The sequence below is a fragment of the Stappia sp. BW2 genome (assembly GCF_008107695.1).
Classification (GTDB): domain Bacteria; phylum Pseudomonadota; class Alphaproteobacteria; order Rhizobiales; family Stappiaceae; genus Roseibium.
Genome location: NZ_VIRG01000070.1, coordinates 1,351,302 through 1,377,328 on the forward strand (window position 1 = coordinate 1,351,302; position 26,027 = coordinate 1,377,328).

General features: G+C 56.7%; 27 protein-coding genes. 18 read left to right on the forward strand and 9 right to left on the reverse strand.

Annotation, left to right across the window (positions count from 1 at the left end; all coding sequences use genetic code 11):
* The first annotated feature begins 10 nt into the window (after window positions 1–10).
* From FMN63_RS25205 to FMN63_RS25245, 9 genes are all read left to right on the forward strand, one after another.
* Window positions 11–1,402, forward strand: a complete 1,392-nt coding sequence (locus FMN63_RS25205) for a pyruvate dehydrogenase complex E1 component subunit beta (protein WP_148586838.1) — start codon at window positions 11–13, stop codon at window positions 1,400–1,402.
* A gap of 55 nt (window positions 1,403–1,457) precedes the next feature.
* Window positions 1,458–2,762, forward strand: a complete 1,305-nt coding sequence (locus tag FMN63_RS25210; RefSeq protein ID WP_502706277.1) for a pyruvate dehydrogenase complex dihydrolipoamide acetyltransferase — start codon at window positions 1,458–1,460, stop codon at window positions 2,760–2,762.
* Window positions 2,763–2,834: 72 nt separating this feature from the next.
* Window positions 2,835–4,283 carry a dihydrolipoyl dehydrogenase gene (gene lpdA / locus FMN63_RS25215; protein WP_148586840.1) on the forward strand — a complete coding sequence of 483 codons (1,449 nt, stop codon included), beginning with the start codon at window positions 2,835–2,837 and terminating at the stop codon, window positions 4,281–4,283.
* Window positions 4,284–4,474: 191 nt separating this feature from the next.
* Window positions 4,475–4,723: a GlsB/YeaQ/YmgE family stress response membrane protein gene (locus FMN63_RS25220; RefSeq protein WP_148586841.1), complete on the forward strand. Its 249-nt coding sequence runs from the start codon at window positions 4,475–4,477 to the stop codon at window positions 4,721–4,723.
* Window positions 4,724–4,755: 32 nt separating this feature from the next.
* Window positions 4,756–4,995 (forward strand): GlsB/YeaQ/YmgE family stress response membrane protein, encoded by a 240-nt coding sequence (locus FMN63_RS25225; protein ID WP_148586842.1) that lies wholly within the window; start codon window positions 4,756–4,758, stop codon window positions 4,993–4,995.
* A gap of 39 nt (window positions 4,996–5,034) precedes the next feature.
* Window positions 5,035–5,298 carry a hypothetical protein gene (locus FMN63_RS25230; RefSeq protein ID WP_148586843.1) on the forward strand — a complete coding sequence of 88 codons (264 nt, stop codon included), beginning with the start codon at window positions 5,035–5,037 and terminating at the stop codon, window positions 5,296–5,298.
* A 3-nt stretch (window positions 5,299–5,301) separates the two neighbouring features.
* A complete protein-coding gene (locus FMN63_RS25235) occupies window positions 5,302–5,721 on the forward strand; it encodes an acyl-CoA thioesterase (RefSeq protein ID WP_148586844.1) in 420 nt (139 codons plus the stop codon).
* Between the two features lie 56 nt (window positions 5,722–5,777).
* Window positions 5,778–6,752 carry a lipoyl synthase gene (gene lipA, locus FMN63_RS25240; RefSeq protein WP_148586845.1) on the forward strand — a complete coding sequence of 325 codons (975 nt, stop codon included), beginning with the start codon at window positions 5,778–5,780 and terminating at the stop codon, window positions 6,750–6,752.
* Window positions 6,753–6,781: 29 nt separating this feature from the next.
* Window positions 6,782–7,234, forward strand: a complete 453-nt coding sequence (locus tag FMN63_RS25245; RefSeq protein WP_148586846.1) for a type II toxin-antitoxin system RatA family toxin — start codon at window positions 6,782–6,784, stop codon at window positions 7,232–7,234.
* A gap of 18 nt (window positions 7,235–7,252) precedes the next feature.
* On the opposite strand, the gene FMN63_RS25250 is transcribed toward FMN63_RS25245, so the two are convergent.
* The 5 genes from FMN63_RS25250 to FMN63_RS25270 all read right to left on the reverse strand — a co-directional run bounded on the left by FMN63_RS25250 (window position 7,253) and on the right by FMN63_RS25270 (window position 10,777).
* On the reverse strand, window positions 7,253–7,687 hold the full coding sequence (locus tag FMN63_RS25250) for a hypothetical protein (protein ID WP_148586847.1): 435 nt from the start codon (window positions 7,685–7,687) through the stop codon (window positions 7,253–7,255).
* 99 nt (window positions 7,688–7,786) lie between these two features.
* Window positions 7,787–8,263: a hypothetical protein gene (locus tag FMN63_RS25255; RefSeq protein WP_148586848.1), complete on the reverse strand. Its 477-nt coding sequence runs from the start codon at window positions 8,261–8,263 to the stop codon at window positions 7,787–7,789.
* A 172-nt stretch (window positions 8,264–8,435) separates the two neighbouring features.
* Window positions 8,436–8,903: a hypothetical protein gene (locus tag FMN63_RS25260; protein ID WP_148586849.1), complete on the reverse strand. Its 468-nt coding sequence runs from the start codon at window positions 8,901–8,903 to the stop codon at window positions 8,436–8,438.
* Between the two features lie 104 nt (window positions 8,904–9,007).
* Window positions 9,008–9,517 carry a CinA family protein gene (locus FMN63_RS25265; protein WP_148586850.1) on the reverse strand — a complete coding sequence of 170 codons (510 nt, stop codon included), beginning with the start codon at window positions 9,515–9,517 and terminating at the stop codon, window positions 9,008–9,010.
* 6 nt (window positions 9,518–9,523) lie between these two features.
* Window positions 9,524–10,777, reverse strand: coding sequence for a bifunctional 2-C-methyl-D-erythritol 4-phosphate cytidylyltransferase/2-C-methyl-D-erythritol 2,4-cyclodiphosphate synthase (locus FMN63_RS25270; RefSeq protein WP_148586851.1), 1,254 nt, complete (start codon window positions 10,775–10,777; stop codon window positions 9,524–9,526).
* A 170-nt stretch (window positions 10,778–10,947) separates the two neighbouring features.
* On the opposite strand from FMN63_RS25270, the gene dusB reads away from it, so the two are divergent.
* The 9 genes from dusB (at window position 10,948) to hflX (ending at window position 22,773) form a co-directional block, all read left to right on the forward strand.
* On the forward strand, window positions 10,948–11,952 hold the full coding sequence (gene dusB / locus FMN63_RS25275; RefSeq protein WP_148586852.1) for a tRNA dihydrouridine synthase DusB: 1,005 nt from the start codon (window positions 10,948–10,950) through the stop codon (window positions 11,950–11,952).
* An 8-nt stretch (window positions 11,953–11,960) separates the two neighbouring features.
* Window positions 11,961–13,100 (forward strand): two-component system sensor histidine kinase NtrB, encoded by a 1,140-nt coding sequence (locus FMN63_RS25280; RefSeq protein WP_148586853.1) that lies wholly within the window; start codon window positions 11,961–11,963, stop codon window positions 13,098–13,100.
* 2 nt (window positions 13,101–13,102) lie between these two features.
* The gene (ntrC, locus tag FMN63_RS25285) at window positions 13,103–14,542 is read left to right on the forward strand and encodes a nitrogen regulation protein NR(I) (protein ID WP_148586854.1); all 1,440 of its coding nucleotides are present in this window, start codon (window positions 13,103–13,105) and stop codon (window positions 14,540–14,542) included.
* 369 nt (window positions 14,543–14,911) lie between these two features.
* Window positions 14,912–17,176: a sensor histidine kinase NtrY-like gene (locus FMN63_RS25290; protein ID WP_148586855.1), complete on the forward strand. Its 2,265-nt coding sequence runs from the start codon at window positions 14,912–14,914 to the stop codon at window positions 17,174–17,176.
* Window positions 17,166–18,533, forward strand: a complete 1,368-nt coding sequence (ntrX, locus tag FMN63_RS25295) for a nitrogen assimilation response regulator NtrX (RefSeq protein WP_148586856.1) — start codon at window positions 17,166–17,168, stop codon at window positions 18,531–18,533. The genes FMN63_RS25290 and ntrX overlap by 11 nt, the downstream gene beginning before the upstream one ends.
* Before the next feature lie 50 nt (window positions 18,534–18,583).
* The gene (gene trkA, locus FMN63_RS25300) at window positions 18,584–19,960 is read left to right on the forward strand and encodes a Trk system potassium transporter TrkA (protein ID WP_148586857.1); all 1,377 of its coding nucleotides are present in this window, start codon (window positions 18,584–18,586) and stop codon (window positions 19,958–19,960) included.
* Between the two features lie 103 nt (window positions 19,961–20,063).
* The gene (locus FMN63_RS25305; RefSeq protein WP_148586858.1) at window positions 20,064–20,927 is read left to right on the forward strand and encodes a D-amino-acid transaminase; all 864 of its coding nucleotides are present in this window, start codon (window positions 20,064–20,066) and stop codon (window positions 20,925–20,927) included.
* Between the two features lie 187 nt (window positions 20,928–21,114).
* Window positions 21,115–21,372 (forward strand): RNA chaperone Hfq, encoded by a 258-nt coding sequence (gene hfq, locus FMN63_RS25310; protein ID WP_173006241.1) that lies wholly within the window; start codon window positions 21,115–21,117, stop codon window positions 21,370–21,372.
* A 75-nt stretch (window positions 21,373–21,447) separates the two neighbouring features.
* A complete protein-coding gene (hflX, locus tag FMN63_RS25315; protein WP_502706275.1) occupies window positions 21,448–22,773 on the forward strand; it encodes a GTPase HflX in 1,326 nt (441 codons plus the stop codon).
* A gap of 44 nt (window positions 22,774–22,817) precedes the next feature.
* Here hflX and mazG read toward each other — a convergent pair whose 3' ends face one another.
* The 4 genes from mazG to FMN63_RS25335 form a co-directional block, all read right to left on the reverse strand.
* A complete protein-coding gene (gene mazG / locus FMN63_RS25320; RefSeq protein ID WP_148586859.1) occupies window positions 22,818–23,639 on the reverse strand; it encodes a nucleoside triphosphate pyrophosphohydrolase in 822 nt (273 codons plus the stop codon).
* Between the two features lie 78 nt (window positions 23,640–23,717).
* Window positions 23,718–24,863: an ABC transporter permease gene (locus FMN63_RS25325; RefSeq protein ID WP_148586860.1), complete on the reverse strand. Its 1,146-nt coding sequence runs from the start codon at window positions 24,861–24,863 to the stop codon at window positions 23,718–23,720.
* The gene (locus FMN63_RS25330) at window positions 24,863–25,783 is read right to left on the reverse strand and encodes an ABC transporter permease (RefSeq protein WP_148586861.1); all 921 of its coding nucleotides are present in this window, start codon (window positions 25,781–25,783) and stop codon (window positions 24,863–24,865) included. The genes FMN63_RS25325 and FMN63_RS25330 overlap by 1 nt, the downstream gene beginning before the upstream one ends.
* Window positions 25,780–26,013 carry a hypothetical protein gene (locus FMN63_RS25335; RefSeq protein WP_148586862.1) on the reverse strand — a complete coding sequence of 78 codons (234 nt, stop codon included), beginning with the start codon at window positions 26,011–26,013 and terminating at the stop codon, window positions 25,780–25,782. The genes FMN63_RS25330 and FMN63_RS25335 overlap by 4 nt, the downstream gene beginning before the upstream one ends.
* Window positions 26,014–26,027: the final 14 nt, after the last annotated feature.

A 26,027-nucleotide genomic window follows, 5' to 3' on the forward strand; every position in this document is an offset into this window, starting at 1 on the left:
GGGGGACAACATGCCGATTGACATTTTGATGCCGGCGCTTTCGCCGACGATGGAAGAAGGCAAGCTCGCCAAGTGGCTCAAGGCCGAGGGTGACACCATTTCCGCAGGCGATGTGATCGCCGAAATTGAGACCGACAAAGCCACCATGGAGGTTGAAGCGGTCGACGAGGGCACACTTGGTAAGATCCTGGTTGCCGAAGGGACTGACAACGTCAAGGTGAATGCCAAGATCGCGATTCTGTTGGCCGAAGGCGAAGACGCCAGTGCCATGGACTCCGGCGGGGATGCACCTGCTGCAGATAAGCCGGCCCCGGCTCAGGCCGAAGCTTCGAGCGCTCCGGCTGTCGCGTCCGCACCAACACCGGCAGCACCTGCGCCGGAGACTGCCGATGATCCGGAAGTTCCGGAAGGCACTCAAATGAAGTCCTCCACCGTGCGCGAAGCTCTGCGCGATGCCATGGCCGAGGAAATGCGCCGCGATCCCGACGTGTTCGTCATGGGGGAAGAGGTTGCCGAATACCAGGGCGCCTACAAGATCACCCAGGGCCTGCTCGACGAGTTTACCGCCAAACGTGTCATCGACACGCCGATCACCGAACATGGCTTTGCCGGCCTTGGTGTTGGCGCCGCGATGGCGGGTCTGAAGCCGATCGTTGAGTTTATGACCTTCAATTTCGCCATGCAGGCGATTGACCAGATCATCAACTCGGCTGCCAAGACGCTGTACATGTCCGGTGGACAGATGGGCGCTCCGATTGTTTTCCGCGGTCCGAATGGCGCCGCGGCTCGCGTTGGGGCCCAGCACTCGCAGGATTATGCCTCCTGGTATGCCCATGTTCCTGGCCTGAAGGTTATTCAGCCCTATTCGGCAGCGGACGCAAAGGGCCTTCTGAAGGCGGCCATCCGTGACCCGAACCCGGTCATCTTCCTGGAAAACGAAATCCTTTACGGCCATTCGTTCGAAATTCCGGACATGGACGATTTTGTCCTGCCTATCGGCAAGGCCAAGGTGGAACGTAGCGGAACGGACGTGACGCTGGTTTCCTGGGGTATCGGCATGACCTACACCATGAAAGCGGCTGATGAACTGGCAGGGATGGGAATCTCCGCCGAAGTCATCAATCTGCGCACGATCAGGCCGTTGGACATTGACACGGTGTTGGCATCCGTCCGCAAGACGGGCCGTATCGTGACGATCGAAGAAGCCTTCCCGATGTGCTCGGTATCTTCGGAAATCGCCTACCAGGTGCAGGAAAAAGCGTTCGACTATCTCGATGCGCCGATTCTTCGGGTGACCGGCAAGGACGTTCCTATGCCTTACGCCGCAAACTTGGAAAAGCTGGCTCTGCCGAACGTTGGCGAAGTCATCGATGCGGTTAAAGCCGTAACCTATACCGCCTGAGGCCAGGGAGACGGACATGCCAATCAATATTACCATGCCGGCCCTTTCTCCAACCATGGAGGAGGGCAACCTGGCCAAATGGCTGGTCAAGGAAGGCGATCAGGTTTCGGCTGGCGATGTGATCGCCGAGATCGAAACCGACAAAGCGACCATGGAAGTGGAAGCGGTTGACGAAGGAACGGTCGGCAAGATCGTCGTGCCTGCGGGAACCGCGGGCGTGAAGGTCAATGAGCTGATCGCCGTTCTTCTGGAAGACGGTGAAGACGCCAGTGCCATCGACACCTCGGGTGGGTCTGCTCCGGCAGAAAAGTCCGGTGGCGAAAAGGTGCCGGCCGTGCCGGAAAGTTCGCCGGCTATCGAAGTTGGGGCCAAGGCCGCGACGGATCCGGTTCCGGCTCCGAAAAACGCCGATGGCGACCGTATCTTCTCGTCGCCACTTGCCCGGCGCCTTGCCAAGCAGAACGATCTCGATCTGAAAGCGCTCTCCGGTTCCGGTCCTCATGGCCGCATCGTGAAGCGAGACATCGAGGCAGCTCTTAAAGCTGGTACAGGCAAGTCGGCTGCTGCTGCTGCTGAAGCTCCCAACGCGGCTGCCGCAGCATCTGCACCGGCAACCGGACCGTCCGCGGAGCAGGTTCTGAAACTGTTCGACAAGGACAGCTACGAACTCGTGCCGCATGACGGCATGCGCAAGACCATTGCCAAGCGGCTTACAGAGTCCAAGCAGACCATTCCGCACTTCTATGTGACCGTGGACTGTGAACTTGATGCTTTGTTGGCGCTTCGCGCGCAACTCAACGAAGCGGCCGCGAAGGACAAGGACGGCAAGCCGGCCTACAAGCTGTCTGTCAACGACATGACCATCAAGGCTCTGGCTCTTGCCCTTCGTGATGTTCCGGATGCGAATGTCTCCTGGACCGACGACAACATGGTCATGCACAAGCATGCCGATGTCGGTGTCGCTGTCTCCATTCCCGGTGGTCTGATCACGCCGATCATTCGCAGAGCTGAAGAAAAGCCGCTTTCCGTCATTTCCAACGAGATGAAGGATTACGGCAAGCGGGCGAAAGAGCGGAAGCTGAAGCCGGAAGAATACCAGGGAGGCACAACAGCGGTCTCCAACATGGGCATGATGGGCGTGAAGAACTTCTCGGCCGTCGTCAACCCGCCGCACGCGACCATTCTGGCCGTTGGCGCTGGCGAAAAAAGGCCCGTGGTCAAGGACGGTGAACTGGCGGTTGCCATGGTGATGAGCGTCACGCTCTCGACCGATCACCGTTGTGTGGACGGCGCTCTTGGTGCCGAACTGCTGGCCGCCTTCAAAGGCTACATCGAAAATCCGATGAGCATGCTTGTCTAAGCCTCATCTGCGGCGCGGGGGCAACTCCGCGCCGTTTTCAATCGATGACATCAATCGCCGGGGAACAACACCATGGCTGATACCAATTACGACGTGATCATCATCGGCTCCGGGCCGGGTGGTTACGTAACCGCTATCCGTTCCGCCCAGTTGGGCTTCAAGACCGCGATCGTCGAGCGCGAGCACCTGGGAGGCATCTGCCTCAACTGGGGCTGCATTCCGACGAAGGCTCTGCTGCGCTCTGCGGAAATCCTTGACCATGCCAACCATGCCAAGAGTTTCGGTCTCACATTGGACGGCACCATGAAGGCCGACGTCAAGGATGTCGTTGCGCGTTCGCGCGGCGTGTCCGCACGGCTGAATGGTGGCGTCGGTTTCCTCATGAAGAAGAACAAGATCGATGTGATCTGGGGGGAAGCCAAGCTCACCAAACCCGGCGAAGTCAAGGTCGGAAAATCGTCCAAGCCTGTTGTCGAGCCGCAGAACCCGGTTCCGAAAGGCGTGAAGGGCGAAGGCACCTATACGGCCAAGCATATCATCGTGGCGACCGGCGCCCGTCCGCGTTCGCTGCCGGGCATCGAACCTGACGGCAAGCTGATCTGGACCTACTTCGAAGCCATGAAGCCCGCCAAGATGCCGAAGTCGCTTGTCGTCATGGGCTCCGGGGCTATCGGCATCGAGTTCGCATCCTTCTACCGCTCCATGGGAGTTGACGTCACTGTTGTCGAACTGATGGCCAACGTGATGCCGGTCGAGGACGAGGAAATCTCGAAGTTCGCCCGCAAGGCTCTTGAGAAACGCGGCCTGAAGATTATTACGGAAGCCAAGGTGACGAAAGTCGACAAGGCGGCAAATTCGGTTACCGCTCATGTCGAGACCAAGGATGGCAAGGTCAGCCAGATTACGGCAGACCATCTGATTTCCGCCGTCGGCGTTCAGGGCAATATCGAAAATATTGGTCTTGAGACACTTGGCGTGAAGACGGATCGTGGCTGTGTCGTCATCGACGAGTATGGGCGCACCAATGTTCCGGGCATCTACGCCATTGGCGATGTTGCCGGTCCGCCGATGCTGGCCCACAAGGCCGAACATGAAGGTGTGATCTGTATCGAGAAGATCGCGGCTGTTCCGGGTGTTCATGCGATGGATCATCGCAAGATTCCGGGCTGTACCTACTGCAATCCCCAGGTCGCCTCCGTCGGTCTGACAGAAGCAAAAGCCAAGGAGCAGGGCCGCGAAATCCGTGTTGGCCGTTACATGTTCAATGCCAACGGCAAGGCGATTGCGCTCGGCGAAGACAATGGAATGATCAAGGTCATCTTCGACAAGAAGACCGGGGAACTTCTCGGCGCACATATGTGCGGTGCCGAAGTAACCGAACTCATCCAGGGCTTCGTTGTCGCCATGAACCTTGAGACGACCGAAGAAGAGCTGATGCACACGATCTTCCCACATCCGACCTTGTCGGAAATGATGAAGGAATCCGTGCTTGATGCATACGGCAAGGTGCTGAACGCCTGATCCCTGTCGGCCCCGGAAATGTTCCGGGGCCGACCCTCTTGTGCTGCTCCTGGAATCAGAAAACAGTCAACGGCGTTGGGCAGGCCTAGGGTCCACACCCTAAAGGCCAATCAAGACATAAACGCTGGACGCCATTCCTGAAAAGGGTAACGTGAGGCTACCTGGGAAAAGGCTGAAAGGAGCCGTCATTCATGGATGTAAAAGCAATTCTGATCTGGGTCGCAATCGGCATTATCGCTGGCTGGCTGGCAAGCATTGTCGTTGGCGGCGGTGGTTTGATCCGTTATCTCATCAGCGGTCTTATCGGAGCGTTTGTCGGCGGTTTCCTGTTCAAGCTCGCGGGTATCAACGTCAATCTGGGCAATGCCTATGTCAATGAGATTGTCGTGGCCGCCGTTGGGGCGATTGTCGTTGTTCTTCTGGCGCGTTTGCTCTCCTGAGGAAACGAACTTTCGGAAAATAGGAGCCCGCGATGGGGTGGATCATCACAATCATCATCGGCCTGATTGCGGGCGCCGTTGCTCACCGTGTGCTGAACAGCCGCGGTGGTTTTCTCGGCAGTCTTGTCGTCGGCCTTGTCGGGGCGCTTGTCGGTGGTGAGCTGGCGCATCTCTTCAATCTGCACGTGACAGGCGGGATTCTCGATCGGCTGATCATCGCCGTTCTAGGCTCGATCCTGTTCCTGTTCATCTGGAAGAAGATGTTTCGGTGACCTGATGGGAATGAGCCGGCGAGGACAGGAGTTTATTGGATGACGGGTCAGGGAATTGAAGTTTCAAAATATCTTTTTCTAATTTTCTACGGAGCAATTTTCCGTAATACGATTTTCAGCCGTTTATTTTTGGTACCTGCCGCAGTAGTCCTTGTTGTGGGCGCTATTACTGTTGGTATTGAACTATCGTTTATCGTCATTTTTTGTCTTCTGCCTATCGTGGATTTGTACAAGCGCATCAGAACCAGATTTCCCGGGTCATCTTCCTCCGATGAGCCTTTGGGGCAATCGGAAGCGAATTGACGAATGGCGTCACCAGACCAATTCCCGCTTCGGGCAGCCGACAAGCTTCGTTACGGAGATACGGACCGGCAGGGACACGTCAACAACGCCGTTTTCGCCACGTTTTTGGAAACCGGCCGTGTCGAGCTGCTCTACAATGACGCACTGGCAGACGATGGCGCAGCTTTCGTGATCGCGCGGTTGGAACTGGACTTCCTGGCGGAGGTCAATTGGCCGGGCGATGTAGAGATCGGAACCGCAGTGCTTGACGTAGGACGCAGCTCGTTCAAGTTGTTCCAGAAGGTATTTCAGGATGGCAGGGCGGTGGCACAGGCTGTCACGGTAATCGTCCAGATGAACGAGAGCACGCGCAAGTCTCAGCCGCTTTCGGAACACGCAAGGAAACGACTACAGGAACTGACCGGGCCTGCGTTAAGCACATAGCTGGCTCAACACTAATCCGTCTTGACCTTTCACCGGAATAACGACACTTAAGGCCCATGGTTACGATCGTCGACACGCTCAATCGCCCGCAGCAGCAATCCGAAGCGCGCCCGCGCCATCCGGAAAAGGCTCACCGTCCGGACAATCCGATCCAGCGCAAACCGCAATGGATCCGAGTCAAGGCGCCTACGTCTCCGGTTTATCGCGAAACGCAGAACGTCGTGCGCGAGAACAATCTTGTCACGGTCTGTGAAGAGGCGGGTTGCCCGAACATCGGTGAATGCTGGTCGAAAAAACACGCCAGTTTCATGATCCTCGGGGACACCTGCACGCGTGCCTGCGCTTTCTGTAATGTGCGCACCGGCATGCCTGGCCCGGTCGACCCCAAGGAAGCGCAAGGCGTTGCGGATGCGGTTGCCGCCATGGGACTTGAGCATGTGGTGATCACCTCTGTCGACAGGGATGATCTGGACGATGGCGGCGCCCGGCATTTTGCCGATGTGATCACCGCCATTCGCAAGACTGCGCCATCGACCACCATCGAGGTTCTGACCCCTGATTTCCTGCGCAAGGACGGTGCTCTGGAGATTGTCGTCGAGGCAAAACCCGACGTCTTCAATCACAATCTCGAAACCGTGCCGTCGAAATATCTGACAGTACGTCCCGGGGCCCGGTACTTCCATTCGATCCGCCTTCTTCAGAAGGTCAAGGAACTGGACCCGGAGATGTTCACCAAGTCGGGCATCATGGTCGGTCTCGGTGAAGTCCGGAACGAAGTTCTGCAGTTGATGGATGACCTGAGAGCCGCCGATGTCGATTTCCTGACAGTCGGGCAATATTTGCAGCCTTCGAAGAAGCACCATCCGGTCGTGTCCTTTGTGACACCGGAGGAATTCAAGGGCTATGAACGCATTGCGTATGCAAAAGGCTTTCTGAAGGTGTCGGCCAGCCCGTTGACGCGGTCTTCACACCACGCTGGTGAAGATTTCGCAGATCTTCGTGCAGCTCGTAAAGCCAAGCTCGGCCACTAACGCCAAAGCAACAGGACACTGGACACCGTATGCCCAGTTTTTCATCCGACCAAAAGGTCAACCACAAGGCGGACGAAATGTTCCGCCTTGTTGCCGACGTGGAGCACTATCCCGAATTCGTTCCGCTTTGCCAGGATCTACAGGTCCGTGGCCGTAAGGAACTGGATGGCGGACGGACGGTGCTGGTGGCGGACATGACGGTTGCCTACAAGCTGTTCAAGGAAACCTTCACCAGTCGCGTTGAACTGCGGCCACAGGAGCAGACAATTCTGGTGGAATATCTGGATGGGCCGTTCAAGCACCTGGAAAACAGGTGGACCTTCGAGGACGAAGGCGAGGGGACCTGCACCGTCGGTTTCTATATTTCATATGAATTTCGCAGCAGAACGCTCGGCTCTCTCATGGGTGTCATGTTCGAGAAGGCGTTCAGGAAGTTTTCGAGCGCCTTTGAAGCCCGGGCCGATCAGGTTTACGGTACCTGATATCGTCGTCCGGTCGTTTTACTTGAACTGCTTGAAGGCGTCGCGAATGATGCGTATGCGGCTCGATTGCATGTCAAGCGGTTGAGCCTCGCGCCGGATCTTTTCGATTTCCTTCTTCTTCAGTCCAAGACTATCCAGCGTTGCGAAGGAAGTGTAGTCGGTGCATACGGGCGTGCGGCTGGAGCCGACGTTCTCTTCCACGACAAGATCCCTGCCTGCAGCAGCTTCTTCCTCCGTCCAGATGACCGTGTTGGAGGATACCCAGAAGGTGCGGTCGCAATAGCGGGCCTTGTAGTAGCCTTCTTTGGGTTTTGTCAGGATTTCATGAAAACCGGTGAACGTGCCATTTGAGTATTGGGACCGGATATAGAAGTCACTCTGAGCGTATGCATTGCCGGCAAACGTGCTACCGGCAGCGATCAGAGTTGCGAAGAACGCGAGGGCGCGTTTCATGTCCAGGTCCTTTTTCGTTTGCGTTTCGTCACCTTGTTGTTGTTGAAAGTCTAAGCTGACCAGCTTACCCGAGCCTTACTGGCCTGGTGCCGGCTTTTATCAGTTGCGGTGATACGTCTTGGCAGCCGTGTCGCCGCCGGTTGTTTTGAAGGCTTCGCGAATGACGGAAAAACGGTTCACCCTTTTCAAGGTGGTCCCGTCGTTCTGAACGACAAGCCGCGGGTCATCCTCCACGCCAAGGTCTTCCAGCGTCACCTGTTCTTCAGGATGGTCGCATATAGGGCGCCAACCCTTGCCCCGGTTGAACTCCACGCGAACTTCGTAGTCCTGCTGCACTTCCAATTGCGTCCAGGCAACGGTTGCATAGCGCACCCAGTAGGATCTCCCGCAATACTGAACTTGCACAAGTCCGTCCGCCATCCGGTCATAGATACGGTGCGATCCGCGGAAAAGCTTGTTGCTGTCGCGCGAAATAATATAGGTGTCGCCCGGCTTTGGCGTCATGCTGCCCGCCTGTGCGTTTGCGCAAGCAAGGACAAAGGTACCTCCTGCAAGAAGCGCACGCTGGATTGACATATCCCGTTTCCTTTACCGCGCATTTATTTCGCGCGTTTGTTCCTGCTTAAGGTGATCATACTGCAAGTGGTTGTAAGAGAGATTTCGCAAGGGAAATGAGTTTTACTAAAATTTGAAAGTCGCTGATTTCTTTATGTATTTTTTCTAAAAAAGATCTTTTGGGGGCTTGGGTTTAGCGCGTGTGGTAAGTGCTGTGCCCTTCTTCGGAAGTGTCGCTTTGGAATATCGATCCAATCACGGAAAGTCGGCTTCGTGGAGCGGAAGGCTCGTCCGTTTTGGCAAGCAGGTCGCGCGCACTTACCGTGATGCCGATATCCTGAAGCGTCACCTGTTGCTCAGGATTGCCGCAGATAGGGCGCCAGCCCCGGCCGAAGTTGAATTCCACCTGAACAGTGTTGCCGCGTTCCGATTCTACCTGCGTCCAGGCGACGGAATGACTGCGCACGAAATAGCTGCGCTCGCAATAAGAGACCTTGTTCAGCCCGCGAGCGTAATCGGTAAACAGCTTGTGGCTACCGACAAAGTTGCCGCTACGATCACGTGAAATCAGGTAGAAATCACCGGGCCGGGGAATGGCTCCTGCCAACGCAGTGGAACTTGCGCACAAACATGCAGCCAGAAGGGTCGCTGGTTTCAACATCTGGGATCGGATCTTGAGTTACGTAGAGGTCAGGTTTCCGGAAATATACATATGGCCAATTGTATGCCCAGCGCGAACTCCTGAGAGCGTTAATGAGCGTTTACTCAGGAAATTGCATTTAAAATCGATGTAAGGGCAGTTCTGATTGTCGCCAGCCTGATAGATTGTCGACCGTTGTCCGTAAACCGGCAATGGACATGATCCGTCGGCCGGTCCTTCGCCGCAACCGCGACATGAACCGTCCCGACAGGTTTTTGGGCACTTCCGCCCCCTGGTCCTGCGATGCCGGTTACAGAGACCGCAACATCCGCATTGGAGCGGGCCAGAGCACCTTCGGCCATTGCTATGGCAACTTCCTTGCTGACGGCGCCGTATGCATCGACGAGGTCTTTTGGAACGCCGAGCATTTCGGTCTTTGCTTCGTTGGAATAGGTCACGAAGCCCCTGTCCACGGCGGCTGAAGACCCTGCAATTTCGGTAAGCGCTCCGCTGATCAGCCCTCCAGTGCACGATTCTGCCGTCGCCACCATTTTACCGGCGGCCATCAGCCCGTCGAGCACGGCGATTGTCAAAGGGGCAAGCTCTTCCAGACTGTTGGGGGATGTTTCAGTCATCGATGTCTAGTCCTCGTCTTGAAAGGGCAGGCGAACCGTCACGCTGGCCAGTGCTGCGATACCTTCCTTTCGGCCTGTGAAGCCGAGGCGCTCGGACGTCGTGGCCTTGATGGATACCCTTGAGACAGGCACGGAGCAGATCCTGGCAATCGACGCGCGGATATCCTCGCGGTGCGGACCTATCTTGGGTTCTTCGCACACGATGGTGACATCTATGTGGGCCAGTCGACCGCCACGCTCGAACAGTCGGCGCATGGCGTCCTCCTGAAACCTGTCGGAGGAGGCGCCTTTCCATTGCGGATCGCTTGGCGGAAAGTGCTGGCCGATGTCACCATCTCCGATGGCGCCCAGTGTCGCATCAGTGATGGCGTGCAGGACCACGTCTGCATCTGAATGACCCTTGAGCTTTTGAGTGTGCTCTATGGTCACCCCGCCCAATATGACGGCATCACCGTCTTCAAAGGCGTGAACGTCGTATCCGATCCCTGTTCTGACATCGGCAAGGGCAGAAAGCGGCAGGGGCGCGACGGAAGAGGTGGACATCAATTGTAACTCGGCTTGTTGTTCTGCGCGCAGCAGGTCAGCGGCAGTTGTGATTTTGAACGCGGCAGGGTCGCCCTCTGTCAGGACAATGGTCATCGCATCCCATTCCGCAAGTCCGGTGTCGTCGGTGAACTCAACTTTACCGGCGGCGAGTGCCTTTTCGTGTGCCGTTAAAATGCGCTGCAAGGAAAATGCCTGCGGCGTTTGTGCAGCCCAAAGACCGGTTCTGTCGACAGTTTCAATCGAGTGGCCTGTTTGATCCGCCTTTTTCAAAGTGTCCACGACGGGTAAGGCCGCGAGAACTCCTTCTTCGCCGGCATCCAGCCGTTCAATTAGCCGGTCGATCACGGCCGCCGGCAAAAACGGTCTCGCTGCGTCGTGGATCAATACAAAATCAAATCCTTCGGCTGCGAGAGCCTTAAGGCCGGCCAGAACCGATTGTTGTCTGGTTGCACCGCCAAAAATGGGCGGGCCGATCTTGTGGGCGCAATCGGGATCAACAGCTGCGGCAGCGTGTGAAAACAGACTGACATCGTCAGTGTGAATTGCGATTACGATACGGCAGATCCGGGGGTGATTCCCAAGTGAATTCAGTGTATGGGTCAGCACCGGACGGCCAGCAAGCGGCCTGTATTGCTTAGGTAGGGCATCACCGGAACCCGCAAGACGGGTGCCACGCCCTGCGGCAACAATCAGGGCGGCGGCTGTTTTTGTCATTAACGGGCTCCTCGTGCTTTGCATCAAACCGTCAGCTTGGAACCGTCTTTACATATGAACCAGTTCGAACCGCAAATTTTGACTTGTTGCATTGCGAAAAATGTCTACAATATAGGCAAAATTAAATCTGCACAGTCAATAAGCAGAAAAGAGATGCAGTGTTGCCGTCTATGAAAATACTCAACATTGGCCGGTATCAACTCGCAAACCCGGCAGTGCTCGCGCCGATGTCCGGCGTGACCGATCTTCCTTTCCGTCGACTGGCTGCCCGATATGGCGCCGGCATGGTTGTCAGTGAGATGGTCGCGAGCGAATCCTTTGTCAAAGGAGATGCCGAAACGCAGATGCGTGCGGAAGCTCAGGACAAAGGGCTTCATGTTGTTCAACTTGCGGGCCGTGAAGCCAGATGGATGGGCGAAGCTGCAAAGGTTATCGCCGGTCTCGGTGCAGATGTTATCGATATCAACATGGGGTGCCCGGCCAAGAAGGTGACGTCCGGATACTCCGGGTCTGCGTTGATGCGGGATCTGGATCATGCCTTGACGCTTATAGAGGCAACTGTCGCGGCAGTTGACATTCCAGTCACGCTTAAAATGCGATTGGGGTGGGACGACAAGAGCCTGAACGCGCCTGAACTGGCCCGCCGGGCAGAAGCAGCAGGAATTAGGCTGATCACCGTTCACGGGCGAACCCGTTGCCAGTTCTATAAAGGCAATGCGGACTGGCGGGCGATCGCGGCCGTCAAGGAAGCTGTTTCCGTGCCGCTGATCGCGAATGGTGATTGCAAAGGTTTTGACGATGCTGTGCGCATGCTGGAACTTTCCGGCGCGGACGGCGTGATGATCGGTCGTGGTGCCTACGGGCGACCGTGGTTGCCCGGTCACATCGGTCACTTCCTCGCAACCGGGGAGAAGCTGGAAGCGCCCAAGGGATCTGAGCTGGCGGAGCTGGTGGTAGAGCACTACGAAGCAATCCTGAGCCACTATGGCGAGCGGCAGGGCCTTCGTATCGCGCGCAAACACCTCGGCTGGTATCTGGACGAGGCTGTGACTGCAGGCAATGCGGATATTCCCGGACCTGTCCGCAAAACCCTTATGACTTCCAATCAGCCGTCGGAAGTTCTCCGGCTCGCGAGTGATTGGCTTTCTTCCTCGAACATACGGAAAGCAGCTTGAAGGACACCATGTCTCAGACAGGCCGTACGGCCGCGCTTGCGAGCGACGGCCCGACTATATTGGATGCATTGCCACACCCGGTGCTTCTGGTTGCACCCGATGGTGTTATCGAGACGGCCAACATGGCCGCGGAAATTTTCATGCGCTCCAGCGTGTCCGTGCTCCGCCGTCATCCGATCAGTGATTTCGTTCCCTTCGGCAGTCCTTTACTGACCCTGATAGAACAGGTGCGCGAGCGAAGTGCGCCGGTGAATGAATACAAGGTCGACATCGGTTCTCCGCGTATTGGTGCGCCCAAGGTGGTGGACATCAACGCAGCACCGGTTGCTGAACGGCCAGGGGCGGTGGTGCTGATGTTCCAGGAGCGCACCATGGCCGAAAAGATCGACCGGCAACTGACGTCCCGGGGCGCGGCTCGCACAGTTACCGGTCTTGCTGCCATGCTGGCGCATGAAATCAAGAATCCCTTGTCCGGCATCCGCGGCGCGGCGCAATTGATAGAGCAGTCGGTTCCTGCCGAAGACCGCGCGCTGACGCGCCTGATCATGGATGAAACCGACCGGATCGTGAAACTGGTCGACCGGATGGAGGTTTTTTCCGACGAGCGGCCAATCGAGAGAGAACCCGTCAATATTCATGTGGTTCTGGATCATGTGAAGCGCTTGTCGGATTCAGGCTTTGCCCGCGGCAAACGTATCGTCGAAATCTACGATCCGTCCTTGCCGCCGGTTTATGCCAACAAGGATCAGCTCATTCAGGTGTTTTTGAACCTGATCAAGAATGCCAGCGAAGCGATAGGAGATGATCCCGACGGCGAAATTCGCATCACGACAGCGTTTCGTCCAGGCGTTCGATTATCTGTTCCAGGTACTGACGAAAAGGTAAGCCTGCCACTGGAATTCTGCGTTCAGGACAATGGGCCAGGTGTTCCGGAAGATCTGCTTCCTCATTTGTTTGAACCGTTTATCACGACCAAGACCAATGGCTCAGGCCTGGGGCTTGCGCTTGTGGCCAAAATCATTGGCGACCACGGCGGCGTCATCGAGTGTGACAGCCAACGCCAGAAAACCGTTTTCCGAATATTGATGCCCGCGTTCACGGGTGACATCACGGCTTCGTCCGACCGGACCAGCAGAGGGACCGAGTAACCATGCCGACGGGCACGATTTTAGTTGCAGACGACGACGCAGCCATCCGCACCGTTCTTAACCAGGCCCTCTCCCGGGCTGGATATACGGTGCGGCTGACCTCCAACGCCTCAACGCTCTGGAGATGGGTTTCCTCGGGTGATGGAGACCTTGTGATTACTGATGTGGTCATGCCGGACGAGAATATTTTTGATGTTCTGCCGCGCATGAAGAAAATGCGGCCGGAGCTTCCGGTTCTGGTCATGAGCGCGCAGAACACCTTCATGACGGCCATCAAGGCCTCGGAGAAGGGGGCCTATGAATATCTGCCCAAGCCGTTCGACCTGAAGGAATTGACCAGCATTGTCCAGCGTGCGCTGGAGGAGCCGAAGAAACGGCCGGCGGTTGATCTGGATGATGCCGGCGAGGGCATGCCGCTGGTCGGACGCTCTCCCGCGATGCAGGAGATCTACCGGGTACTCGCACGGCTTATGCAGACCGACCTCACGGTCATGATCAACGGCGAATCCGGTACCGGCAAGGAGCTTGTGGCGCGCGCACTACATGACTACGGCAAACGGCGGAACGGCCCGTTTGTCGCAATCAACATGGCAGCCATTCCGAGAGATCTCATCGAGGCCGAATTGTTCGGCCACGAAAAAGGGGCCTTTACCGGTGCTCAGAACCGCAGCTCCGGCCGGTTTGAGCAGGCCGACGGCGGAACACTGTTTCTGGACGAAATCGGTGACATGCCGATGGAGGCCCAGACCCGGTTGCTGCGCGTCTTGCAGCAAGGGGAATATACCACCGTTGGCGGCCGCACCCCGATCAAGACGGACGTCCGGATCATCGCCGCCACCAACAAGGACTTGAGACATCTGATCAATCAGGGCCTCTTCCGTGAAGACCTTTATTTCCGGTTGAATGTCGTCCCGATCCGCCTGCCACCGCTGCGCGAACGCGTTGAAGACATCCCGGATCTGGTGCGGCACTTCTTTGCGCTCGTGGAAAAGGAAGGTCTGCCGGCCAAGCAGATCGACCAGGGGGCGCTCAATCTGCTGCGCCGTTATCGCTGGCCCGGGAACGTACGTGAACTCGAAAACCTCGTTCGCCGTCTGGCCGCGCTCTATCCTCAGGACGTGATCAGCGAAAACCTTCTAGAGCAGGAACTGAGCCAGCCATCGGTTTCGCCGCTGGAAGAAGACACCCAGGAGACAATCAATCTCGGAGGGTCTGTCGAACGTTATCTCTCCGGTTACTTCGACACCTTCGGCGACGCCTTGCCACCTCCGGGCCTCTACCATCGTATTCTGAGAGAAGTCGAGTATCCGTTGATCAGCGCGGCCCTGGCTGCCACCAGAGGCAATCAGATCAAGGCTGCGGAACTACTCGGGGTCAACCGGAACACGCTGCGCAAGAAGATCCGGGATCTTGATATTCAGGTTATGCGGTCCACCCGGTAGACTGACGAAACAGGATCAAATGATGCTGCGGTCAGACCGTCAGGTCTGGCCGCATCTTGTTACTGGCGACGACAATGCCTCGGACATCTGAGTGAATCAGATCGACAACGCGTTCGATTGAACCTCAAATCGGGCCGGTTTCATGGAACCAGACTGCTGACATGCCCCTTCAGGCGGCAACGGCAGGACGCTAGACGTCCCCTCAAAAGAGATATGAAATCAATCCTCTATGATAAAGTGATGGCCTGTCCACCGCAATTTATTGACGTGTCTTTGCGTCTGTCGCAATTTCGCAACATTGTGTGATAAGTTTGCCGCAAATCAAGAAAGACGGTCCGCTTTTGGCGGGCGTTAGGCAACAGAGACCGAATGATACTGGAAGCAGTAAAAGAACCCGTCGCGCAATCAAGCGCCGCTGGAAAGTTCTCGCGGCGGATTGGGCTTGCGATCATTCTGCTTGCTCTTGTCTCCATCGGGGTCACCTTCGTTATCCTGATGGGCCTGACTTCCATCGATCCCACGCGGGACGTCATCACGGTCGCGATGACGATCAACGGTGCGCTGGCAGCGATTCTTCTGGGTGTTATTGCCTTCGAGATCCTGAAGCTTTGGCAAGCGCGCCGGCGCGGCCGTGCTGCCGCACGTCTTCATGTGCGTGTCGTGACCCTGTTCAGCGTCGTTGCCGCGGTTCCCGCCGTGCTTATGGCCATTCTGGCAGCCATTACGCTCGACCGGGGACTTGATCGCTGGTTTGAAGACCGGACGCGCCAAATCGTCGACAATGCCCTGACGGTTGCGCAGGCCTATCTTCAGGAACATGCCAGAGTTCTGCGTGGTGACCTGATCGCCATGACCAACGACATTGACAGGGCCAAGGCGGTCTACGACTTCGAGCCGACCCGTTTCGATCAGTTCTTCTCAACGCAGGTTTCGCTTCGCGGTATTCTTGCGGCTTTCATTCTGAACGAGAATGGTGAGGTCGTCACCCGCGTCGTCCTTGATCCGAAAGCGGAAGTGCCGTTGCCGCCTGCCGACAGTTTCTTCAAGGCAAAATCCGGAGATCCGATCCTGATTGCGCCGGGAAGTTCCAACCTTGTCGGCGGGGTCATGAAATTGTCGGCCTATGACAATTTCTACCTCTATGCCGTGCGCGCCATTGACCCGCGTGTGGTTGAATATCTGCGTCTGACCGAGACGGGAGCTTCCCAGTACCAGCAGATGGAGAACAGTCGATTCGGCGTTCAGGTTGCCTTCGCTCTCGTTTATCTGGGGGTGGCGCTGGTGTTGCTGTTGTCGGCAATCTGGATCGGATTCGGATTTGCCAACCGACTGGTCTCACCAATCCGAACGCTGATATCGGCGGCCGATGAGGTGTCCAAAGGCAATCTTGTCGTCAAGGTGCCGACAGAGAAGTCCGGCGGTGACCTTGCCAATCTGGGCGAGACCTTCAACAAGATGACCGGGCAGTTGCTTGGGCAACGCGACGCACTGCTGGCTGCCAACGAACAGATCGACCGCCGTCGCCGCTTCAATGAAGCTGTGCTTTCGGGTGTTTCCACTGGTGTCATCGGCGTTGACGACGAAGCCTCGATCATGTTGATCAACCGCTCCGCGCTGGAGTTGCTGCAGCTTGACGAGGTTCAGATTCTGAACAAATCGCTCGTTGAAGTGGTGCCGGAACTTGATGAATGCATTTCGGATGTCCTGAAACTTGAGACCGACAGGGTTCCGGAAACGCAGATCGAGATCGCGCGGGGAGGGCGTCTGCGCACCATCAACGTACGCATCACCCGGGAACAATCGACCCGGCGCGAGCACGGGTTCGTGGTGACGCTGGACGACATTACCGATCTGGTTTCAGCACAGCGTAATTCGGCCTGGGCCGACGTTGCCCGGCGTATCGCGCATGAAATCAAGAACCCGTTGACGCCGATCCAGTTGTCCGCCGAGCGAATCCGTCGCCGGTATGGCAAACGCATTGAGGAAGACCGCCAGGTTTTTGATCAATGCATCGACACGATTGTGCGGCAGGTTGGCGACATCGGTCAGATGGTGGACGAGTTTTCTTCCTTTGCCCGGATGCGCAAGCCGACGAAAACGCAGGGGGACTTGCGTGAAGCTGTGCGGGATGCGGCCTTCATGCAGTCGGTCGCAAATCCGGATATCAGTATCACCGCAGATGTGCCCTCCAGCCCGGTGTCAGCCGTTTTCGATGCGCGTCTGGTTGGACAGGCTTTGACCAATGTGGTCAAGAACGCAGCGGAAGCTGTAAGCGCACGCACCGGTGACGACTTGCCCAAGGGCAAGGTGATGGTTCATTTGCGCGATGATTCCGATGGAGTCAGCGGCCGGATCGTGATTGACGTCATCGACAATGGCATCGGCCTGCCGGAAGAAAATCGCAGCCGGCTTTTGGAACCCTATATGACAACCCGGGAGAAGGGGACGGGCCTTGGCCTCGCCATCGTCCGCAAGATCCTGGAAGACCACGGCGGTGGCATCGAATTGCTCGACGCCCCCAAAAGCAACCCAGAGGACACGGGCACGCTCGTTCGACTGACATTGGCAGCACAAGCCGAGATCGAGGCGGAAACCGACCTGCAAAACCAGACTGTGACTTCCCATGGCGCATGATATTCTTGTCGTAGACGACGAAACCGATATTCGCGAGATGATTGCCGGCATCCTTGATGATGACGGCTATGGAACGCGGACCGCACATGATTCCGACAGCGCACTGGCCGCAGTGAAGGAGCGCAAACCTTCTCTGGTGATCCTGGATATCTGGTTGATGGGAAGCCGCCTCGACGGTTTGGCGCTGCTTGATATTTTCCGTGAAACCGACCCGGAAATGCCGGTTGTTATCATCTCCGGTCACGGCAATATCGAAACGGCTGTTTCGGCGATTAAACGCGGCGCTTACGATTACATCGAAAAGCCGTTCAAGGCTGATCGGCTGGTCCATATCGTCGAGAGGGCTCTCGAAGCCTCCAGCATGAAGCGTGAAATACGCGACCTGAAGCAGCGCAGTGGCGAGACCAGCGAGATTATCGGCAACTCTTCGGCTGCGCACAATCTGCGTCAGACCATTCAGAAGATTGCCGGGACGAACAGCCGTATTCTGATCGTTGGACCTTCCGGGGCCGGCAAGGAACGGGCGGCCCGGATGATCCACGACATGTCGCCGCGCGCCAAAAGTCCGTTCGTGGTGATGAATGCCGCGACGATCACACCTTCACGTATGGAAGAAGAACTCTTCGGGATCGAGGATGAAAGCGGCAATCTTCGCAAGATTGGTGCGCTCGAAGAAGCGCATGGCGGCACGCTCTATCTCGATGAAGTTGCCGACATGCCTGCCGAGACCCAGGGAAAGATCCTGCGCGTCCTTGTTGAGCAGAGCTTTGCCCGCGTCGGGGGCACCCAGAAGGTTCAGGTTGATATTCGAATCCTGTCCTCCACATCGAAGAACCTTGAAGAACACATCGCCTCTGGCCTGTTCCGCCAGGATCTTTATCACCGGCTGAGCGTGGTTCCGCTTCGTGTGCCGGGGCTTGCCGAGCGGAGGGAAGACATTCCGGTTCTGGTGCAGCATTTCATGACACAGATTTCGGGGGCGTCAGGCATTCCGCAACGGCCAATTGGCGACGACGCGATGGCCGTGCTGCAAACGCACGACTGGCCGGGCAACGTGCGCCAGTTGCGAAACAACGTCGAGCGCCTGATGATTCTGAGCCGCGGCGATCCGGACAGCACCATTACTGCGGATCTTTTGCCGGCCGAGATCGGCGAAACCCTGCCGAGCTTGCCGACGTCCGGCACGGGCGAACACCTGATGTCTGTACCGCTGCGCGAAGCACGGGAGATCTTCGAACGTGAATATCTTCAGGCACAGATCAAGAGATTTGACGGTAACATCTCGCGGACAGCCGAATTTGTCGGTATGGAACGGTCTGCGCTTCACCGGAAGCTGAAAACCTTGGGCATGACCTGAGGCCCTTCGGGAAGCGATAAGTAACGGCAAGGCGGGAAAGGGATCTTTCCATGAAAATCGTGATTTGTGGCGCGGGGCAGGTGGGCTACGGCATTGCCGAGCGTCTGGCTGCGGAACAGAACGACGTGTCTGTGATCGATTCTTCTCCGCAACTGATCAATGCCATCGGCGATCAACTCGATGTGCGTGGCTTCGTCGGGCACGGGGCGCATCCGGACGTTCTGGCGCAGGCCGGCGCCGAAGAAGCCGACATGATCGTTGCCGTGACGCTCTATGACGAGGTCAACATGGTGGCCTGTCAGGTGGCGCATTCGCTGTTCAACGTGCCGACCAAGGTTGCCCGCATCCGGGCCCAGTCGTATCTGCAGGGGCGTTGGCGCAATCTTTTCTCACGCGACCACATGCCGATTGACGTGATCATTTCACCGGAAATCGAAGTAGGCGAGATGGTTCTGCGCCGTCTGGCTCTTCCAGGAGCTGTCGAAACAGTGCGGTTTGCGGACGATCAGGTCGTTGTCGTCGGCATCATGTGCGAGGAAGACTGCCCGGTTGTGGATACGCCCTTGCGACAGCTTACCGAGCTCTTTCCGGATCTCGGCGCCGTTGTGGTCGGCCTCTACCGTAACAACAGGCTGTTTGTTCCCAAGAGCAGCGATTCCATCCTGACCGGAGACCTTGCCTACGTGGTTGCCCGCCGCGACCAGGTTCGCAGGACGTTGAGCATCTTCGGACACGAGGAGCCGGAAGCCGCGCGTGTCGTGATTTGCGGCGGCGGCAACATCGGGCTTTATGTCGCCAAAGCTCTCGAACAACGTCAATCCGGCACGAAGATCAAGCTGATCGAAGCCTCGCGCGAACGGGCGATGGCCGTGGCAGATGAATTGAAGCGCTCGGTTATCCTGCATGGTAGCGCACTGGATCAGACGATCCTGAATGAGGCGGACGCAGGCGACGCTGACACCATGGTGGCTCTCACCAACGAGGATGAAGTCAATATCCTGTCCTCCGTCATGGCCAAGAAACTTGGCTGTAAGCGGTCGCTGTCGCTTCTGAACAATCCGAGTTATCCAGCTTTTGCAAATGCGCTTGGGATCGATGCGTTCATCAACCCACGCGCCGTCACGATTTCCCGCATTCTGCAACATGTTCGGCGCGGGCGTATCCGAGGCGTGCATTCGCTTCAGAATGGTGCTGCTGAAATTGTTGAAGCGGAGGCGCTCGACACGTCCCCGCTGGTTGGCAAGCCGTTGCGGGTCATCGATCTTCCGTCCGGCATCCGTATTGGTGCGGTTTTCCGCGGTGGCGAAGTGCTCACTCCGAACGGCGAACTGCAAATCCAGGCGCAGGATCGTATCGTGATCTTCGCGGTTGCGAACCGTGTGCGTCAGGTAGAACAAATGTTCCGCGTGAGTCTTGACTTCTTTTAAGGCTGACTGGCTTCTTTCTGGCCTTGCTTTTGTGTGATCTACAGGCCAAAACTTTCAAAAATACCAATCGGTTCGTTTCGAACCACCCTGTTCTGGAGGATCCATGAGCCGGATTGCCTATGTCAACGGCCAGTATGTTCGTCATGCCGACGCTGCGGTGCATGTAGAAGACCGCGGGTATCAATTTGCCGATGGCGTTTATGAAGTGTGTGAAGTCTGGCAAGGCAAGATTGTCGATGTTCCAAGGCATCTGGATCGCCTCGGAAGATCGTTGAGTGAGCTGCGCATCGAATGGCCGATGGCGCGCAAAGCCGTCGAATTTGTGCTTCATCAGGTGGTTCGCCGAAACCTTGTCCGCAACGGACTGGTCTATATTCAGGTGACACGTGGTGTTTCCAAGCGCGATCACTTCTTCCCGCCGGCACATGTTGTGCCGTCGATTGTCGTGACGGCCCGTTCGGCCAGCCCGGCTGCTGCGCAGGCGCAGGCGGAACAGGGTATTTCGGTTGTCAGTTATCCTGAAAACCGGTGGCCGCGCGTCGATATCAAGACCGTCGCTCTTTTGCCTAACGTGCTGGCGAAGCAGAACGCAAAGGAACACGGTGGCAAGGAAGCCTGGTATGTCGATGCCGACGGTAATGTCACCGAGGGCGGATCGACCAATGCCTGGATCGTGACAAAAGATGGCGTTCTGGTCACCCGTCCGGCTGAAAACGGCATCCTTCGGGGAATAACCCGAGCAGTGATTCTGGATCTCATACAAAAGGAAGGGCTGACGTTCGACGAAAGGGCGTTTAGCCTAGAAGAGGCTTTCGACGCCAAGGAGGCCTTTGTCACGGCGGCCACCACTGTCGTGATGCCGGTGACACGTCTGGATGGAAGAACCATCGGAAACGGTCATCCTGGATACGTTGCAACCCGATTGCGCGAATTGTTCCATACTGCTACTGATTTGCAGGCGGTATGATTCGATTGGCTTCTTTGGGCCGAGAATACGAAACTGTTTCAGACCGAGGCAGACGGTCTTGACTGGTGGGCTATACGAAAAGCGGGCGGTGCGTCAAACCTTAGCCTTTGATATTCAACGGCTTTTGACGGAATGCTGCTGAAACGCCGGATGCTCGGCCGCATCCGGGGCAAATAGGATAAAAAGACTGATGGCTGAGCGCGCACAAAATCTTCAAGACACTTTTCTAAATCACGTTCGCAAGCAAAAAACTCCTCTGACGATTTTTCTGATCAACGGTGTGAAATTGCAGGGTGTTGTGACATGGTTCGACAACTTCTGCGTTCTGCTGCGTCGTGATGGGCATTCCCAGCTTGTCTACAAGCATGCGATTTCCACAATTATGCCAAACGGACCTGTTCAACTGTTCGATCAGGCAGAGGAAAACGCTGAAAAGGCAAGCTGATTGAAACCGAAGTCTCGCGCAGACGATTTTTCTAAATCCAATGGTTCCGAAGAACCAGGCCAGAAATCGCTAAGGTTGAAGGATACTGGGGTTGACCGTCTGCCCCAGCCTTTTCGTGCGATGATTTTGGAGCCGGTTCTGCAATTGCGTGGCGAGTCCAGCCAGGCAGACCTTCGTGGCAACCGCAGTCCGGAAGCGCGTCTGGAAGAAGCCCTCGGCCTAAGCGCCGCCATCAATCTCAAAATTGCGCATTCCGGCGTTGTCCGGATCAATAATCCCAGGCCCGCAACACTGTTTGGGGATGGCAAGGTTGCCGAACTTGCCGGCATCGTCGCGAGCGAGGATCTTGACCTCGTCGTTATCGATCATCCACTTACGCCGGTTCAGCAGCGTAACCTTGAACGCCGTCTCGAGACCAAAGTGATCGACCGTACCGGTTTGATCCTTGAGATATTCGGTGACCGGGCACGGACCAAGGAAGGTCGCCTTCAGGTCGATCTGGCGCATCTAACCTGGCAGAAAAGCCGTCTTGTGCGGTCTTGGACCCACCTTGAGCGTCAGCGCGGTGGGGCGGGCTTCATGGGCGGTCCGGGCGAAACCCAGATCGAAGCTGACCGCCGTCAGATTCAGGATCGTATCATTGCGCTTCAGAAGCAGCTTGAGCAGGTTCGCCGTACGCGTGATCTGCACCGCAAGAAGCGCAAAAAGATCCCGCAGCCGGTGATTGCTCTTGTCGGCTATACCAACGCCGGAAAATCGACATTGTTCAATCGGATGACCGAATCCGATGTATTCGCCAAGGATCTTCTGTTCGCGACGCTTGATCCAACCTTACGTAAGGTCGCCTTGCCGCATGGCAAGGAAGTTATCCTGTCGGACACGGTGGGTTTCATCTCCGATCTTCCAACGCATCTGGTGGCCGCTTTTAGGGCGACGCTGGAAGAGGTGCTTGAAGCGGATCTCATCCTGCATGTGCGGGATATTTCGCATACAGACACAGAAGCGCAGGCAGAGGACGTCAAGAAGACGCTGACGGATCTTGGTGTCGATGCTTTGACCGGTGCGCCGATCATCGAAGTGTGGAACAAGATCGATTGCCTCGATCCTGCCTATCGCGAAAAGCTGCTGGAAGATGCCGGCGAAGAAGGTCCGATTGCCCTTTCCGCTTTGACGGGCGAAGGGATCGAGCAGCTTTACGCGCGCGTCGATGCCTTTATGGCGCAGCATGATGACATTCTGACCGTCAAGATACCTGTGGCCGAAGGAGCGTTGTTGGCGAAACTCTATCAGATGGCCGAGGTGATGGAACGTACGGACGCCGAAGATTTCGTGACGGCCGAAGTGCGCGTTTCCGACAAGCAGCGCGGTCCGTTCCGCGAGTTTTATGCAGCTTATCTTTAGCTAGTCACGTCGAAAGTATGCAAAATCGGGACGAGCCGCACGGACTATTTGTTCTTGGCGGCTTGCCAAGCTGCTTCCATCTCATCCAGCGTCATTGCTTCAAGCGTCGTGTCCGTTTTCACAGCCTGCTCTTCAATGGCTGCAAAACGTTTGCGGAATTTTCGGTTGGTGCGCCTAAGTGCCTCTTCCGGATCGATGTCCAGGTGCCGTGCGAGATTTGCAAGCGCGAACAGCGTGTCGCCGAGTTCATCTGATATCCGGTCTTTGTCCGGTGACGGCCCAGCAAGTTCCTCGTCCAGCTCGTGGGTTTCTTCTCGGATCTTGTCCAGAACCAGCCTTGCGTCATTCCAGTCAAATCCAACCCTTGAAGCCCGTCGCTGAAGCTTGTCAGCTTCCTGGAGGGCCGGGAAGGCAGTCGGGACGTCGTCGAGGAAGCCCTTTGCTGCTTCTTCGATGCCGAGCGATTCCTTGGCTGCGCGTTTTTCTGCCCGCTCTTCCGCCTTGATCCGTTCCCAGATACCTTTGACATGTTCCGGTTTTTCGCCGTTCTCGTCACCAAAAACATGCGGATGCCGGCGGATCATTTTTTTTGTGATGGCTTCCACCACATCGCCGAAATCAAAGTGTTCTTCTTCTTCCGCCATGCGGGCGTGATAGACGACCTGAAGCAACAAATCGCCGAGTTCTTCGCGCAGTTCCACCACATCGTTCTTGGCGATGGCGTCCGCGACCTCATAGGCCTCTTCCAGCGTATAAGGCGCGATGGTCTCGAATGTCTGTTCCAGATCCCAGGGACAACCGGTCATGGGCGTTCTGAGCGCTGCCATGATTTCAATCAGGCGGGTGATATCGCGGCTGGGTGTCATTGAGGGAAAACATCCTGTCTTCTTGTCATCCGGGATGATGCCTTTTGACATATCCAGGATGACAAGTGGAGTGAGAATTTACCCCCTGAGAGACGGATGCCAGAAGGTGACGGCGCGTTCCAGAAGTGCCACGAGGCCGTAGAACAGGGAACCGGCGAGGGCAGCGACGGCAATCTCGGCCCAGACCATGTCGACATTCATCCGGCCGACTTCCGTGGAGATGCGGAAACCCATGCCGACGATCGGTGTGCCGAAGAATTCCGCGACGATGGCACCAATCAGGGCGAGCGTCGAATTGATTTTGAGCGCATTGAAGATGAAGGGCATGGCCATCGGCAGGCGCAGCTTGAAGAGCGTCTGCCAATAGTTGGAGGCATAGGTGCGCATCAGGTCGCGTTGCATGGCCTCGGAGGCGGACAGGCCCGAAACCGTGTTCACCAGCATGGGGAAGAAGGTCATGATGATGACGACCGCAGCCTTTGATGGCCAGTCGAAGCCGAACCACATCACCATGATGGGGGCGACACCGATGATCGGTAGGGCAGACACCAGATTGCCGATTGGCAGCAGCCCTCGGCGGAGGAAAGGCACCCGGTCCACCAGGATTGCGGTGATGAACGCGGACCCGCAGCCGATGGCGTAACCGGCCAGAACAGCCTTCAGAAAGGTCTGGCGGAAGTCAGCCCAGAGTGTCGGACCGGAATTCGTCAGGCGAACCCATATTTCGGACGGGGCCGGTAGCAGAACCTTTGGAATGCCTGCGCCCGTCACGATGATCTGCCACAGCACCAGAAGCGTGATGCCAAAGAGTGTCGGAATGGCGATGTTGATGAGCCGGGTTGCGAGCGGAGACATGCGGCGCCACGTAGCAAGACGCTCCACGAACAGCCATGACGCCGCCCAGGTAGCTGCAACAAGAGCCCAGAAACCGAGCGTGGCCTCTCCGATATGGTTTGAGGCCGTCGCAATCAGCAACCAGGCAGCAACGGCGGTCACGAGACCAAGTACAACATCGCCAACCGGATTGCGCATGAAACCAAGTTCGTAACGCACACCGGCAATTGCCAGGATCACAAGGCAGATGGCCAGCCGAGGCACATCCATGACGCCGTAGTCGGGGCCGAAGATCGGACTGAAGAGGCCGATTACGACCATGGCAACGATGAACCAAGCCAGCAGCGCGGGCATATCCAGGCGGCTTTTTTTCGCGGTCATGGTGCTCATCAGGCCATCCCCATGCGTTTCAGCGTGCGTTTTTCGATCACACCAATCAGTGCAACCAGAGCCCCTGCCAGGAAGGCGGCCATCAAAAGTGCGGACCAGATCTGGACGGTCTGGCCGTAGTAAGATCCCGCAAGCAGCCTTGCTCCAAGGCCGGCAATGGCACCGGTTGGCAGTTCACCGACGATGGCCCCGACGAGCGAGGCCGCCATGCCGATTTTCATGGAGGTGAAGAGGTAGGGCACCGCATAGGGCAGGCGCAATTTCCAGAAGGCCTGGATACGCGTCGCCGAATAGGTGTGCATCAGGTCCATGTGGATGACTTCAGGCGATCTCAGCCCCTTCACCATGCCAACCGTAACCGGGAAGAAGGACAGATAGGTCGAAATCATGGCTTTCGGCAGCAGGCCGGAGATACCGACTGCGTTCAGAACCACGATGATCATGGGCGCAATGGCCAGAATTGGTATGGTCTGCGAGGAAATGACCCAGGGCATCAGCGACTTGTCGAGAACACGCGAATGGACGATTCCAATCGCCAGAACTATGCCGAGCGTCGTGCCGATGAGAAATCCTAGGAGCGTCGAGGACAGCGTAATGCCGGTATGATAGAGCAGGGACCGCTTGGAGGTGATTTTCTTGTTCACCGTCGTGTCCCAGATTTCCACCAGCACCTGGTGCGGAGCGGGAAGGACCGGGCGTTCCTGATAAAGCGTATCGGCAACGAGCTGTGAAAACGCGACGTTCTCCTGGCCGGCTCGTTTATAGATGTCTCGTTGGAAAGGCGCGTTGAGAGCAACTGCCGAGACGTACCACAACGCCAGAATGGCCAGCACCACCACGAGGACTGGGCCAACTGTGCCGGACATGAGGCCGGAAAACGGATTGGTGCTGCGGGACGGGGAAAGAGAGGTGTCGGTCATGTGACAATCTCCCATCCGGTTCGTTGTTTGATCAGCTTGCCTTTGTCTTTAAGTTTTTCGCCTGCCCAACGAAGATCATATTGCCATGTATAAAGAGCGTTCCCATGAGCCCTTATCTGTGGCTCATAGTTCTCCCATACATATTTGCTGATCGCAGTGACGCTTGCTTTGCCGCCATGAAAATCTATTGCTGAAATAATCCAATCTTCGAGATCGCTTCGAATTGTCATTTGTCTGCACCTCG

What these genes read in the sequence shown, in the direction of transcription:
- FMN63_RS25250 (WP_148586847.1), bottom strand. Translation starts at nt 7,687, where the DNA reads ATGAAACGCGCCCTCGCGTTCTTCGCAACTCTGATCGCTGCCGGTAGC.
- FMN63_RS25235 (WP_148586844.1), top strand. Translation starts at nt 5,302, where the DNA reads ATGGCGTCACCAGACCAATTCCCGCTTCGGGCAGCCGACAAGCTTCGT.
- FMN63_RS25325 (WP_148586860.1), bottom strand. Translation starts at nt 24,863, where the DNA reads ATGAGCACCATGACCGCGAAAAAAAGCCGCCTGGATATGCCCGCGCTG.
- dusB (WP_148586852.1), top strand. Translation starts at nt 10,948, where the DNA reads ATGAAAATACTCAACATTGGCCGGTATCAACTCGCAAACCCGGCAGTG.
- FMN63_RS25290 (WP_148586855.1), top strand. Translation starts at nt 14,912, where the DNA reads ATGATACTGGAAGCAGTAAAAGAACCCGTCGCGCAATCAAGCGCCGCT.
- FMN63_RS25220 (WP_148586841.1), top strand. Translation starts at nt 4,475, where the DNA reads ATGGATGTAAAAGCAATTCTGATCTGGGTCGCAATCGGCATTATCGCT.
- FMN63_RS25270 (WP_148586851.1), bottom strand. Translation starts at nt 10,777, where the DNA reads ATGACAAAAACAGCCGCCGCCCTGATTGTTGCCGCAGGGCGTGGCACC.
- trkA (WP_148586857.1), top strand. Translation starts at nt 18,584, where the DNA reads ATGAAAATCGTGATTTGTGGCGCGGGGCAGGTGGGCTACGGCATTGCC.
- FMN63_RS25255 (WP_148586848.1), bottom strand. Translation starts at nt 8,263, where the DNA reads ATGTCAATCCAGCGTGCGCTTCTTGCAGGAGGTACCTTTGTCCTTGCT.
- ntrX (WP_148586856.1), top strand. Translation starts at nt 17,166, where the DNA reads ATGGCGCATGATATTCTTGTCGTAGACGACGAAACCGATATTCGCGAG.
- FMN63_RS25335 (WP_148586862.1), bottom strand. Translation starts at nt 26,013, where the DNA reads ATGACAATTCGAAGCGATCTCGAAGATTGGATTATTTCAGCAATAGAT.
- FMN63_RS25260 (WP_148586849.1), bottom strand. Translation starts at nt 8,903, where the DNA reads ATGTTGAAACCAGCGACCCTTCTGGCTGCATGTTTGTGCGCAAGTTCC.
- FMN63_RS25305 (WP_148586858.1), top strand. Translation starts at nt 20,064, where the DNA reads ATGAGCCGGATTGCCTATGTCAACGGCCAGTATGTTCGTCATGCCGAC.
- FMN63_RS25210 (WP_502706277.1), top strand. Translation starts at nt 1,458, where the DNA reads ATGGAGGAGGGCAACCTGGCCAAATGGCTGGTCAAGGAAGGCGATCAG.
- FMN63_RS25230 (WP_148586843.1), top strand. Translation starts at nt 5,035, where the DNA reads ATGACGGGTCAGGGAATTGAAGTTTCAAAATATCTTTTTCTAATTTTC.
- FMN63_RS25225 (WP_148586842.1), top strand. Translation starts at nt 4,756, where the DNA reads ATGGGGTGGATCATCACAATCATCATCGGCCTGATTGCGGGCGCCGTT.
- FMN63_RS25265 (WP_148586850.1), bottom strand. Translation starts at nt 9,517, where the DNA reads ATGACTGAAACATCCCCCAACAGTCTGGAAGAGCTTGCCCCTTTGACA.
- lipA (WP_148586845.1), top strand. Translation starts at nt 5,778, where the DNA reads ATGGTTACGATCGTCGACACGCTCAATCGCCCGCAGCAGCAATCCGAA.
- lpdA (WP_148586840.1), top strand. Translation starts at nt 2,835, where the DNA reads ATGGCTGATACCAATTACGACGTGATCATCATCGGCTCCGGGCCGGGT.
- FMN63_RS25245 (WP_148586846.1), top strand. Translation starts at nt 6,782, where the DNA reads ATGCCCAGTTTTTCATCCGACCAAAAGGTCAACCACAAGGCGGACGAA.
- FMN63_RS25280 (WP_148586853.1), top strand. Translation starts at nt 11,961, where the DNA reads ATGTCTCAGACAGGCCGTACGGCCGCGCTTGCGAGCGACGGCCCGACT.
- mazG (WP_148586859.1), bottom strand. Translation starts at nt 23,639, where the DNA reads ATGACACCCAGCCGCGATATCACCCGCCTGATTGAAATCATGGCAGCG.
- ntrC (WP_148586854.1), top strand. Translation starts at nt 13,103, where the DNA reads ATGCCGACGGGCACGATTTTAGTTGCAGACGACGACGCAGCCATCCGC.
- FMN63_RS25205 (WP_148586838.1), top strand. Translation starts at nt 11, where the DNA reads ATGCCGATTGACATTTTGATGCCGGCGCTTTCGCCGACGATGGAAGAA.
- FMN63_RS25330 (WP_148586861.1), bottom strand. Translation starts at nt 25,783, where the DNA reads ATGACCGACACCTCTCTTTCCCCGTCCCGCAGCACCAATCCGTTTTCC.